General features: G+C 50.9%; 15 protein-coding genes. 5 read left to right on the forward strand and 10 right to left on the reverse strand.

Annotation, left to right across the window (positions count from 1 at the left end; all coding sequences use genetic code 11):
* Nucleotides 1–2: 2 nt before the first annotated feature.
* On the reverse strand, nt 3–338 hold the full coding sequence (locus INP79_RS10460) for a PepSY domain-containing protein (protein ID WP_194754217.1): 336 nt from the start codon (nt 336–338) through the stop codon (nt 3–5).
* Nucleotides 339–544: 206 nt separating this feature from the next.
* Here INP79_RS10460 and INP79_RS10465 point away from each other — a divergent pair, with 206 nt between their 5' ends.
* Nucleotides 545–799 carry a hypothetical protein gene (locus INP79_RS10465; protein ID WP_194754218.1) on the forward strand — a complete coding sequence of 85 codons (255 nt, stop codon included), beginning with the start codon at nt 545–547 and terminating at the stop codon, nt 797–799.
* A gap of 3 nt (nt 800–802) precedes the next feature.
* Here the strand turns inward: INP79_RS10465 and INP79_RS10470 are convergent, their stop codons facing one another.
* Genes INP79_RS10470 through INP79_RS10480 form a run of 3 tightly spaced genes read right to left on the reverse strand, consistent with a single transcriptional unit; the run spans nt 803 to nt 4,089 of the window.
* A complete protein-coding gene (locus INP79_RS10470) occupies nt 803–1,258 on the reverse strand; it encodes a response regulator (protein WP_194754219.1) in 456 nt (151 codons plus the stop codon).
* A complete protein-coding gene (locus tag INP79_RS10475; protein WP_194754220.1) occupies nt 1,255–3,234 on the reverse strand; it encodes an ATP-binding protein in 1,980 nt (659 codons plus the stop codon). The genes INP79_RS10470 and INP79_RS10475 overlap by 4 nt, the downstream gene beginning before the upstream one ends.
* A gap of 3 nt (nt 3,235–3,237) precedes the next feature.
* On the reverse strand, nt 3,238–4,089 hold the full coding sequence (locus tag INP79_RS10480; RefSeq protein WP_228519867.1) for a response regulator transcription factor: 852 nt from the start codon (nt 4,087–4,089) through the stop codon (nt 3,238–3,240).
* Between the two features lie 56 nt (nt 4,090–4,145).
* On the opposite strand from INP79_RS10480, the gene INP79_RS10485 reads away from it, so the two are divergent.
* The 4 genes from INP79_RS10485 (at nt 4,146) to INP79_RS10500 (ending at nt 7,172) form a co-directional block, all read left to right on the forward strand.
* Entirely contained in the window at nt 4,146–4,397 is a 252-nt protein-coding gene (locus INP79_RS10485) for a hypothetical protein (RefSeq protein ID WP_194754221.1), read from the forward strand.
* Between the two features lie 84 nt (nt 4,398–4,481).
* Nucleotides 4,482–4,769 (forward strand): hypothetical protein, encoded by a 288-nt coding sequence (locus INP79_RS10490; protein WP_194754222.1) that lies wholly within the window; start codon nt 4,482–4,484, stop codon nt 4,767–4,769.
* A 115-nt stretch (nt 4,770–4,884) separates the two neighbouring features.
* Complete coding sequence (locus tag INP79_RS10495; protein WP_194754223.1) at nt 4,885–6,471, forward strand: SulP family inorganic anion transporter; 1,587 nt, start codon at nt 4,885–4,887, stop codon at nt 6,469–6,471.
* 56 nt (nt 6,472–6,527) lie between these two features.
* Nucleotides 6,528–7,172, forward strand: coding sequence for a carbonic anhydrase (locus INP79_RS10500; RefSeq protein WP_194754224.1), 645 nt, complete (start codon nt 6,528–6,530; stop codon nt 7,170–7,172).
* Between the two features lie 73 nt (nt 7,173–7,245).
* Here INP79_RS10500 and fdx read toward each other — a convergent pair whose 3' ends face one another.
* The 6 genes from fdx to INP79_RS10530 all read right to left on the reverse strand — a co-directional run bounded on the left by fdx (nt 7,246) and on the right by INP79_RS10530 (nt 12,156).
* Nucleotides 7,246–7,587 (reverse strand): ISC system 2Fe-2S type ferredoxin, encoded by a 342-nt coding sequence (fdx, locus tag INP79_RS10505; protein WP_194754225.1) that lies wholly within the window; start codon nt 7,585–7,587, stop codon nt 7,246–7,248.
* Nucleotides 7,588–7,590: 3 nt separating this feature from the next.
* The gene (gene hscA / locus INP79_RS10510) at nt 7,591–9,480 is read right to left on the reverse strand and encodes a Fe-S protein assembly chaperone HscA (RefSeq protein WP_194754226.1); all 1,890 of its coding nucleotides are present in this window, start codon (nt 9,478–9,480) and stop codon (nt 7,591–7,593) included.
* A 6-nt stretch (nt 9,481–9,486) separates the two neighbouring features.
* Complete coding sequence (gene hscB, locus INP79_RS10515; RefSeq protein ID WP_194754227.1) at nt 9,487–9,999, reverse strand: Fe-S protein assembly co-chaperone HscB; 513 nt, start codon at nt 9,997–9,999, stop codon at nt 9,487–9,489.
* A gap of 48 nt (nt 10,000–10,047) precedes the next feature.
* A complete protein-coding gene (gene iscA / locus INP79_RS10520; protein ID WP_194754228.1) occupies nt 10,048–10,371 on the reverse strand; it encodes an iron-sulfur cluster assembly protein IscA in 324 nt (107 codons plus the stop codon).
* Nucleotides 10,372–10,375: 4 nt separating this feature from the next.
* Entirely contained in the window at nt 10,376–10,756 is a 381-nt protein-coding gene (gene iscU, locus INP79_RS10525) for a Fe-S cluster assembly scaffold IscU (RefSeq protein WP_019882635.1), read from the reverse strand.
* A 182-nt stretch (nt 10,757–10,938) separates the two neighbouring features.
* On the reverse strand, nt 10,939–12,156 hold the full coding sequence (locus INP79_RS10530) for an IscS subfamily cysteine desulfurase (RefSeq protein WP_194754229.1): 1,218 nt from the start codon (nt 12,154–12,156) through the stop codon (nt 10,939–10,941).
* Nucleotides 12,157–12,172 lie beyond the last annotated feature (16 nt).

Genomic DNA, 12,172 nt, shown 5'->3' on the forward strand with positions numbered 1-12,172 from the left:
CCTTAAAACCAGTCACGGTTGATGCTGTTGACCTTGCCGGTTTTGGCATCGATATATACTTCCCATTCGGCACCATTGCTATCGACAATTTCAACTTCGTAATCCCAGCCGGATTTGAATTTTCTGCGCTCCAGTTCGACCTCTTTCACCACACCAGGCTTGGCTGCCAGCGCTTTGCTTTGTGCTTCTTCATGTGAAATCAGGCCAAACGCTTTGGCCTTTTCAGTCATTTTTTGCACGTCATCATCATCGTCTGCCAGTGCAGGGTGGCTGGCCATCGCGCCTAAGAATAGAGCGATCATGAGCAGGTTAACGGATTTGTTTGAGGCTTTATGCATCGTGATCTCCATGTGATTGATTGAGTATTCACGATACTGCACGCGCCTTAATTCAAACTGAAAACACAGATAAATGCTGCGGGCAGGCATTCAGTTTGGTGAAAGATTTGTGAAAGTCTGCTGTAAGGCAAGTGCGCTAGAGTGAACACCATCAAATCCGTCTCACAAAGGCGGCAATAGTGAAGTCTCAATTAAAGGAGCGTGCGATGAAAATAGTGAAATTAGTTGGTTTAATTGGTTTGGTTACCATGTCATTTGCTGGATCTGCAATGGCGGATCAGTCTGTTGTCACTCAAAACATTGCGAAAAGACCGGTGTTTGAGCTGTCTACTGCAAATGCAGATCAGGCTTGGGAGGGCGCAAGCCTGAAGAAAGATATTCGCCTACAGGCGCTAAGTGCGCGTACAAATTTACAATTTGTAAGTAAACGCGCTTATCTTGCACCAGTAGCAACTGACTAACTATCAGGATGAATAGCCTGGTAGTTGCAGGTTAGGCTGGTGCTGTTTGAGTTGAGTAAACAACCAGCGTGTCTCAAGCAGTATCCAGACACGTAGCATGGCCTCCATCGGGTCAAAAGGCTTGGTTAAAAAGTCTTTTGCACCCAATGCCAGTGCCTTGCGGCGCGTGGCGATGGTGGCGTCTGCGGTGAGCACCAGCACGGGTAGGTATTCATGCGGTCCGACATGGTGTGAAAGCTGGTCGAGGACGGCAAAACCATCCAGTACCGGCATCATGAGGTCCAGCAAAATCAGGTCGGGTTGAAACGCATTGACCAGGTCCATGGTTTTGGTCGAGTCGGTTGTGCTGATGACTTGCTCAAAGCCTTCCTTGGTCAGTAACTCTTCCAGCAGTCGCAGATTGGCCTCGGCATCATCGACGATTAAAATTTTGGAGGCACGTAGTTGTTCTATATTCATGGGGTCTCTGGTAGAAGTTTTAGTAATAACTGGTTAAAAGCGGCGACATTCAACGGCTTGGTAAAGTAATGCGCGATGCCCAGGGTGTTGAGGCGTTGCATAGTTTCCGGCAAGGCGTCTGCACTTAAAATCACCACCGGGATATGTTGCAAGTCTGTGCGGCTGGATTGAATATGCTGGATCAAGGATTCTCCCGAGCCATCCGGCAGGTTGAGGTCCAGCAGCAGCAAGTCTGGCTGCATATCGCGCAACCAGACCATGCTTTCTTGCACACTGGCCGCCAGGTGTAGCTTGAGGTGCCTGTGTTTGCTTAATATGGCTTCTATCAGGGCCTGGTTGCTATGGTTATCTTCTACATAGAGGATGTGGCGTTTGGCTGCGGGCGTAGCCGACGTTGCGCGGTGCGGCGCAGCGTCAATGGCAATCTCTTTGTCCATGGCTGTCACTGGGGTGGCCTGAACTGCCTCTGGCAGGCTGATCCAGAACAGGCTTTGGTCTTCGGCAACGCCGATTTGGCCGCCCATGGCATCCATCAGTTGCTTGCTGAGCACCAGGCCCAAGCCTGTACCTTCAGTCACGGTGCGCTCAGCCCCCAGCCGATCAAAGGGGGTAAAGAGCCGCGAGCGCAAGGCTGCTGGGATGCCTTGCCCCTGGTCTTTCACATCGACACGGATATGACCGTTTAGGCGGTAAGCACTGAAGATGACGCTGGTGTTTTCTGGACCATATTTCAAAGCATTGGCCAGCAGGTTTAAAATCACCTGCAGCAAGCGCTGACGGTCGGCGCGCACTTTCAAATCAGGCTCAAAATGCGTTTCTATGGTGATGTCGCGCACTTTTTCCAGTGGCTTGAGATAGTGGTAGGCTTCTTCTAGCAGTAGATTCAGGGCGATGACTTCCATAGACATACTGATATCGCCACTTTCAATGCGCGAAATATCCAGTACTTCATTAATCAGCTTCAGCAAGTGTTGGCCGGCATTATGAATCAGCGTTGCGCTGTCTTTTTGCCGCCCTTCAGGCAAGTCGTTTTCGAGGATCTGCGCAAAGCCCAAAATCGCGTTTAATGGCGTGCGCAGCTCATGACTGGTACGTGATAAAAAATTACTCTTGGCAGCACTGGCTTCTTCTGCCTCTACACGGGCTAGGTGCGCTTCCTGCGCACTTTGTGTCAGCAATTGCGAGGCATGCTCCAGTTCACTGGTGAGTTCACCCAACTCGTCACGGCTGATGCTAGGCAAGGCCAGAGGTTCGCCCTTGACCAGGTGTATGGCGCTATCGCGTATGGTTTTGACGCGGGCGACAATGGTTTGGGTAAACAGCCAGACGCCAATCAGCGAGCCGACTACGCCCGCAATCACGGCCATCAGCGTGATGCGTAAATTGCGCTTGCGTTCGTACACCACTTCTTTTTTGTCCTGGTTAACGATGGCGGATTCGCGCAAGCTCATGCGCTCAAGATGGGCACGCAGTTGATTTAAGGCATTGCCCTGTGAGCTGAATTTACCAATCAGTGCTTCATCAGCCTCTTCTTCACTGTGACTAGCCAGGGTCGCCAGGTCGTCCAGGTTTTTGGCGACCAATGGATGAATCACTTGCAACAGGTGTTGTTGCGAGCGGTCATCCAGGTTGTGTTCCAGTGAACTCAGTAAGTGTGGCATGCTTTGTCTGGCGCTTTCGTAGCCTGTCAGAAACTGGCGGTTACCTGTCAGCAGGAAATCACGCACGCCGGTGGAGGCTTCGAGCAACAGGGTTTGCAGGGTCTGGATATCCTGCTGGATTTGTAGCGCATTTTGCACGCGTCTTTCCAGCAGTGCGGCTTGTTGTTCGCTTTCAAAAATCAGGGCCAGTGAGGCCAGCAATACGGTCAAGGGTAGGGCATTAAGCACAATGCCTTTGGTGGTCAGCGATAAATCCTGCCACAAGCGGTCCATGCGGTGGGTGGCATTCGTCATGGCATGAAGTATGACTTTCATCTGTTATAACCCATCACTTTTGAATCCGGCCTCAACGGCTTTGACGGCGGCCTGCGTGCGGTCGTTCAGGTCCAGTTTGCTTAGAATACGTTCAATATGGATTTTGACGGTGCCCGGCGAGATGCCCAGTTTTTGCGCTAATGCGGCGTTGCTTGCGCCTGAAGGCAGCAGCGCGAAGACTTCGCGCTCACGGGGCGTGAGTTTTTGCAGGTAGCTATCATCAATGGCTGTGGCGGTTTGGCTGTGTCCTTGCAGTGCGAATCCAAGTAGGCCACAGACACTATGTAGTAATTGCAGGTTGCTGGGACTTAAGGGGTTGCCGGTGATTAGGCCGAGTAACCCCACAGCGCGTTGCTGGCAGGCGATGGGCAAGTGGTAGCAATGCATGGCAGGTGAAGTGTTTGCTTGCAGGGTCCACAGGCTGGGCACAAATTGCGCGTGTACTTCAAAGTGTATGGGTTCTTTCAGCCATTGTCCCAGCGCGCCCAACATGGGCACACGAGCGCCGACCGGAAAAGTTTTTCCACGTTGCGCCAGTATCTTCAATGCCCCGGCATGCTGCTGGCTAATCAGGCCATGTGCCGCGCCGAATTGCATGCACAACTCATCAAGCAGCCATTGTAGTAAGTCTTCAGACCAGCCATGCATGAACAATTTCTGTCCAAGCCGTTCAAACAATCTGTCGTGAGCCAGTTGTACCTGCGATTGTTTAAGCGCATTGCGTAAGGCAAACGCGCTTTCTGTGGGTGGGGGGCTGTCATTCGGCATATGCCGTTTAGTATATACCGAACTACCTATATCGGTAGATTTTTTGTTGCCAGACCACGGGCAAAATGCAAACCATCGTGAATGCATCAACATTCATACAAAACGAAACAACTGGTCTGAAAGACAATTAAAGGAGAAATAATATGCGTAAAGTAACTGCTATCGTTGCCGTGGTATTGGGTTTGAGTGTTGTGTTGCCAGTGCAGGCGGCTGACACTAATGTAGAGGCTGTGCAAAGAGCACATCAGGTACATTTCCTGGGTAAGCGTCCTTATCAACAAGTGGTTGCCAAGGCTGATGCCGAGCAAGCCTGGGTAGGGGCTACGCTGCGTGTGGAGCCAAACAATCAGCAGCAGGTATTAAAACTGCACAACCTGGGCAAGCGTGCTTTCTAGTCAGTGTTGCGTAAGGTTGTTGGCACATAATTACCTTACACCTACCCCAGGTGTATACACAAATAAATTATGTAGGAGCGATAAATGAGTAAATTATTATTGGCACTCTTGGTGACATTTGGTTTAATGGCTAATGTACACGCAGAGGAAACACTGGATCAGGACATGGGCGTAAAAGATTTGCATCATAAAAACTTTTTAGGTCAGCGTCCTTATGCCAAAACACCTGTAGCGAAACAAAACTCCGATGAAAAATGGGTAGGTGCGGGCATCGTGACTGACAAGCCGGAAAAAGGCTTCGATAAACATCAACAAATGCGTTTGAACTTTATTGGCAAACGTCCATATACCGGTAGCACCACAGCGGATTAATTCGCTGATACCGCTCTAACAATAACCCCGCATCATTGCGGGGTTTTGTGTGTCATAACGTCAATTATAAAAATTAACAATATAACAATAGTTTTGTTTGTGAAGGATATACACCATGTCAACCTCAGTGCAGGGGTCTAGCCCGCTAGACTTGTTCAAGCACATCAATCGAGACTTACCAGCCTCCATTGTCGTGTTTTTTGTGGCATTGCCACTTTGTTTAGGTATCGCGCTGGCGTCGGGTGCGCCGCTATTTTCGGGCGTGATTGCCGGGATTGTCGGTGGCATCGTTGTTGGCCTGGCCAGCGGCTCGCAACTGGGGGTCAGTGGCCCGGCAGCTGGCCTGGCTGTGATTGTGATGGCGGCCATTGGTAATCTGGGTTCTTATGAGGTTTTTCTGGCGGCGGTGGTGCTCGCTGGTGTATTCCAGTTTTTGCTGGGGCAGTTGAAAGCCGGTTTTATTGCCTACTTTGTGCCATCTTCAGTGATTACCGGCATGCTCACAGGCATAGGTTTGCTGATTATCCTCAAGCAGATTCCGCATGCATTTGGTTACGATGCGGACTACGAAGGCGATGAATCTTTTGATGCATTTGCCGGGCATGATACCTTCAGCGATATTTTGCAGGCATGGGACCTGTTAACCCCTGGCGCAGTCTTGATTGCGGCCGTGTCTTTCGCGATTCTGATCCTGTGGGATACGGTGCTGACCAAAAAACACCGGATTTTCCAACTGCTGCAAGGGCCAATTGTGGTGGTGCTGGTCGGTATCCTGCTCAACGTGGCCTTTATGCGCGGCTGGTTGAATTTCACCTTGAGTGACGACCAGATTGTGCGCTTGCCTGTAGCGAGCAGCTTGGGCGAGTTTGCCAGCTTCTTTACCCATCCTGATTTCAGCAAGATCACGCAGCCGCTGGTGATTAAAACTGCGTTGGTCATGGCCATTGTCGCCAGCCTGGAAACACTCCTTTGTGTCGAAGCGACTGACAAACTGGATACACACAAACGTGTGACGCCGACCAACAAAGAACTCAAGGCGCAAGGCTTGGGTAATATTGTCTCAGGGCTGATTGGTGGTTTGCCGATTACGCAGGTGATTGTGCGTAGTAGTGCCAACGTGACTTTTGGTGCGCAAACAAAATTGTCTGCAGTTTTGCATGGTTTCTGGCTGTTGCTGAGTGCAATTACCATTGCCAGCTTCCTCAACCTGATCCCTCTGGCCAGCTTGGCCACTATCCTGATTATGGTGGGTTACAAACTGGCTAAACCTAAACTGTTCAAACAAATGTACCAGTTGGGCTGGGAGCAGTTTGTGCCGTTTATCGTGACGATAGTCGCGATCGTGTTTACCGATCTGTTGACCGGCATCGGCCTGGGCCTTGTGATTGCGATCTTTTTCACCTTGCATCACAGCTACCGCAATTCGCACTACATCAAGCAAACGCGTTCTACCAAAGACGGCAAAGAGGTGTATGAGTTAGTGCTGGCGGAAGAGGTTTCCTTCTTTAACAAGGCCAGCATCCTGGAGGTATTGGAAGCCATTCCACCGAATAGCAAAGTGGTGATTGATTGCACCAATAGCAAATCAATTGCTTATGATGTGGTGGAGTTTATCCACGGCTACCAACAACACGCCAAGTTGAAAAATATTGATGTAGAAACCATTGATTTCAAACCACCCAAGCATATGCTGGGACATTAACCAAAAAGCATGGCGTATAAGCCATGCAAATAATTCATTAGTAGAGGATACACAATATGTACAAGCACCCATTACTCGACCGCGACAAAATGACTGCGCGTGAAGCACTGGATATCTTGATTGAAGGCAATCACCGGTTTATTACCGACCGTGAACAGGACAAGGATTTCAAAAGCCTGATTCAAATCACCAAGGATAAACAACATCCGTTCTCGTCTTTTTTGAGCTGCAGTGACTCACGTGCGCCTGTAGAGCTGTTGTTTGATCAGGCATTGGGTGATGTGTTCAGCGTGCGCCTGGCTGGTAATATTGCTTCAGACAAAGCCATCGGCAGCCTGGAGTTTGGCAGCAAGTACCTGGGTAGCAAGCTGATTGTGGTCATGGGCCATACTTCTTGCGGCGCAGTCAAAGCGGCATGTGATGACTTTAAAGATGGTCATATTGGCGAGATTATCAACCTGATCAAACCTTCTATCCGTCACGAAAAGACCATTACCGATCCGGCCCAGCGCAATTCAAAAAACAGTGATTTTGTAGAGAAGATTTGCGCGTTAAACGTGAAATACCAGATCGATACTATCATTCGTTGCAGTGACATTATTGATGATATGTTGCAAAGCAAGCAGATCGGTATTGTCGGCGCGGTCTACGATATCTCTACCGGTAAAGTGGACTTCCTGGAAGACACCTTTATTGGTTAATCAGCCATAGGCATGAAACAAAAAGCCGATGCATGCATCGGCTTTTTTATTGGGCTAACTGGCGGCAACAGGCTTAGTGATGGCCTTCTTTCGCAAGATTAATACTGTATTTTGGAATCTCTACCGTGACATCGGTGTCTTGCAAAATGGCCTGGCAAGATAAGCGCGATTGTGGTGTGAGTCCCCAAGCGCGGTCCAGCATGTCGTCTTCGTCTTCTTCAATCTCATTCAGGCTATTAAAGCCTTCGCGTACCACGACATGGCAGGTAGTACAGGCGCAGACGCCACCACAGGCGTTATCAATATCAATATCGTGCTTGAGCAGCGCGTCACAGATGGAGGTGCCTTTATCGGCTTCGATCACGGCCCCTTCAGGACAGATGTCAGCATGAGGCAATATGGTAATTTTTGGCATATTTTAGAGTTCCAGTGAATCCAGGTTTTTGCCGGCAAGGGCTTTTTGTACTGAGGCATCCATGCGCTTGGCGGCAAAGTCTTCTGTGGCATGGTTGAGTGCATCGCTCGCCTGTTTAACCGCATGGCTATCCGTGCCCTGGCATAAAGCCAGCAGGGCATCAATATGGGTTTGTATTTGTTGGCGTTCGTCTGCACTCAGCAATGTGTCACCATCTTCGGCCAGCGCGGCTTGAATCGCTTCAATCAGGCGTTGCGCATCGACCACGGCCTCGCGCAGCATACGCGCTGCTTTGTCGCTTTCGGCTGCACCAAATGAATCCTTCAGCATGCTGGTGATCTGGTCTTCGTTCAGGCCATAAGAGGGTTTCACCGTGATGTTGGCTTCCACACTATTGGTTTGTTCACGCGCACTGACGGATAACAAGCCATCGGCATCGACTTGAAACGTCACGCGAATACGGGCGGCCCCAGCTGCCATGGGTGGAATACCCCGCAGTTCAAAACGCGCCAATGAACGACAGTCACTGACCAGTTCACGCTCACCTTGCACGACATGAATCGCCATCGCGGTCTGACCGTCTTTATAGGTGGTAAAGTCCTGCGCGCGTGCAATCGGTAAGGTGGAATTGCGAGGAATCACTTTTTCTACCAATCCGCCCATTGTTTCCAGGCCGAGTGAAAGCGGCGTGATGTCCAGTAACAGTAATTCATCGCCACTGCGGTTACCGGCGAGCACGTTGGCTTGTATGGCTGCGCCAAGGGCGACGACCTTATCCGGGTCGAGGTTGGTCAGTGGTTCTTGCTCGAAGAATGCCTGCACCGCATGGCGGATGTGCGGCATACGTGTTGCGCCGCCGACCAGGACGACGCCTTTGATCTCGTCTATGCTTAATCCTGCATCGCGCATGGCTTTGCGCGTCGGGCTTAAGGTTTTAATCACCAGATGCTCGGTGAGCGCGACAAACTGGGCCACCGACAAGGTTTCATCGACCAGGGCGCCGTTACTCAGTTTGCAGACGATATTGGCTTCATGGTTATCGGTCAGCCATTCTTTGGCCTGCCGTGCCTTGGTCAGCAGCAGGCGGGTATCTTCTTCGCTGAGAGGTTTGAAGTCCTTGGTTTTGCTGCGTACCTGATCCAGCACCCAGCAAAAAATGCGATGGTCAAAGTCATCACCACCCAAGGCAGAGTCGCCGTTGGTGGCCAACACTTCAAATACGCCTTTGCTCAGGCGCAGGATGGAAATGTCAAAGGTGCCGCCACCCAGGTCATAAATGACGTAGACGCCTTCGGCGGCATTGTCCAGGCCGTAGGCGACCGCAGCAGCGGTGGGTTCATTGAGCAGGCGTAATACATGCAAGCCGGCGAGGCGTGCAGCGTCTTTGGTCGCCTGGCGTTGCGCGTCATCAAAATAAGCGGGCACGGTGATGACCGCGCCTGTGAGTTCGCCCCCCAATGCTTTTTCAGCACGGGCTTTCAGGGTTTTTAAAATCTCGGCAGAAATCTCGACCGGGCTTTTCAAACCCGCACGCGTTTTGATTTCGAGAATGCCTTGCGAACTGTCATTCTCCACAAAATGATAGGGAATATGCGCTCTGTCGGTGATGTCGTGCAAGGCGCGACCCATAAAGCGTTTGACCGAGACGATGGTATTCACCGGGTCAAGACTTTGTGCTGCCTGTGCTTCATGGCCGACAATGACGGCGTCTTGCAAGTAACGCACGACAGAAGGCAGCAGTGCGTGCCCATGTTCGTCATGCAACACGGTGCTCATGCCGCTGCGTACAGTGGCCACGAGGGAGTTGGTGGTGCCCAGATCAATGCCCACTGCCAATTTGTGTTGATGCGGGGCAGGGGATAATCCAGGTTCGGAAATCTGTAATAAGGCCATGAAACTCTAATCTTCCAACTGAGCGATCAGCTGATTCACATCTTCACTCACTTTATCAATAAATCGCAGCTTGCGTACCGTCAGGGCGGCCTGCGTCGGGGCGGCCACAATTTCATTGGCCACTTGCTGCTGCAAGGCCTTGGCTTGCGTGCGCATTTCTTTCAGTAACGCATCCAGCGCGGGGATGTCCTTGCCAAACCTGGCGTCATCCATGGCTTCACGCCACTCCATTTGCGCCATCAAAAAATCACCCGGCATGGCCGTGTTGTTTTCTTCATCGGTGGCAATACCTTGCAGTTGCAGCAGGTAGCGGGCGCGTGACGTCGGCTGTTTGAGCACCTGGTAAGCTTCGTTTACCAGCGTGGCCATTTGCATGGATTGCATGCGTTCGGCGGGTGACGCATTCACAAACTTATCCGGATGGACTTCTGCTTGTAACTTGCGGTACTGGGCATCCAGCACCGCCATGTCTAGCTCAAACTGTTGCGGTAGCTGAAAGAGGGCGAAGTAGTTTTGCATAGTCGATGGCTGTAAATACACGCATGCTGCATGTGTTTACAGCAAACGTTAAACGGTAAATGACTCGCCGCAGCCGCACTCGTCTTTCACATTCGGGTTGTTGAACTTAAAGCCTTCGTTCAAGCCTTCCTTGGTGAAATCGAGTTCAGTGCCGTCGATATATACCAGGCTTTTCGGGTCGACAATGACCTTGATGCCGTGGCTTTCAAATGCCACATCTTCCGCTTGCATTTCGTCCACAAATTCCAGCGTGTAGGCCATGCCTGAACAGCCCGTGGTTTTGACGCCCAGGCGTAAACCGAGGCCTTTGCCACGGTTAGCCAGAAACTTTTCCACGCGGTTGGCTGCGGTTTCAGTCAGGGTAATTGCCATATGCTTAACCTTGTTTGGATTTCAAGTCAGCAATCGCTGATTTGATTGCATCTTCTGCCAGCACGGAGCAGTGAATTTTCACTGGCGGCAATGCCAGCTCTTCAGCAATCGCAGAGTTCTTGATCTCTTGCGCCTGATCCAGTGTTTTGCCTTTTAACCATTCTGTCACCAGCGAGCTGGAAGCAATCGCAGAGCCGCAACCATAAGTCTTGAATTTGGCATCTTCAATTACGCCTGCATCATTCACCTTGATTTGCAACTTCATCACGTCACCACACGCAGGCGCGCCGACCATGCCGGTGCCCACATTCGGGTCATTTTTGTCCAGAGAACCCACGTTACGTGGATTTTCGTAGTGGTCCAATACTTTATCTGAGTAAGCCATGTTGTTGCTCCTATCAATTAAATCGCGATATTCGGAGGAGTATTCGCGTTTTAATTATAAAAAATATTTCTTTAGTGAATAAAAATTGCAGATTTCATTGTCTGGCAAGGCGGAGACATGCGCCGTTTAGTGTATCTAAACAAGCATGTCGACAACGCCGCCAGGCGATGAAAGAACAATTTTTAATGTTCCGCCCATTCTACTTTGGACAAATCAATCCCATCCTTGAACATCTCCCATAATGGGGACAGTTCACGCAATTTTCCAATTTTGCTCTTTAACAGGTCAATCGTGTAATCTACATCGGCTTCAGTAGTAAAGCGGCCAATGCTGAAACGGATCGAGCTGTGTGCCAATTCATCAGAGCGGCCCAGCGCGCGCAGTACATAGCTAGGCTCCAGGCTGGCAGAGGTACATGCGGAGCCGGAGGAGACAGCAATATCCTTGATCGCCATGATCAGTGACTCACCTTCAACGTAGTTAAAGCTGACGTTGAGGTTATGCGGCACGCGATGATCCAGGTCACCATTGACATAGGTTTCTTCAATCTGCAGCAAGCCGTTCAATAAACGGTCACGCAGGGTGCGGATACGTTCGTTTTCGCTGGCCATCTCTTCACGTGCAATGCGGAAAGCTTCGCCCATGCCCGCAATCTGGTGCGTCGCCAGCGTGCCTGAACGCATGCCGCGCTCATGACCACCGCCGTGCATTTGCGCTTCAATACGAATACGTGGTTTGCGGCGCACATACAAGGCACCGACGCCTTTAGGACCGTAGGTCTTGTGTGCGGAGAAGCTCATCAAGTCCACTGGCAATTTTTCCAGATCAATCGCGACCTTGCCGGTTGCCTGTGCCGCGTCAACGTGGAAAATAATATTATTGGCGCGGCATACATTGCCCAGCGCTTCAATATCCTGAATCACGCCGATTTCGTTATTGACCAGCATGATGGAGGCCAATACCGTGTCAGGGCGAATCGCGGCTTTGAATTTCTCAAGGTCAATCAGGCCGTCGGCTTCTGGTTGCAGGTAAGTCGCTTCGTAGCCCTCACGCTCCAGTTCACGCACGGTATCCAGCACCGCTTTGTGCTCGGTAGCGGCGGTGATGATGTGCTTGCCTTTGCTGCCAGCGTAAAAGTGCGCGGCACCTTTAATCGCCAGGTTGTTAGACTCGGTCGCGCCTGAGGTCCAGACGATTTCACGTGGATCGGCATTGACCAGTTTGGCCACTTCTTCACGCGCGTTTTCTACCGCGTGCTCTGCGGCCCAGCCATACGGGTGGCTACGCGAAGCAGGGTTACCAAAGTCTTCGGTCAGGTAAGGAATCATTTTTTGCGCAACACGGGGGTCTACCGGTGTGGTCGCAGAGTAATCCAGGTAAATCGGCTTTCTTTCAGACATGTCTCATGCTCTTTCA

It is taken from the genome of Methylophilus sp. QUAN (assembly GCF_015354445.1).
Classification (GTDB): Bacteria; Pseudomonadota; Gammaproteobacteria; order Burkholderiales; family Methylophilaceae; genus Methylophilus.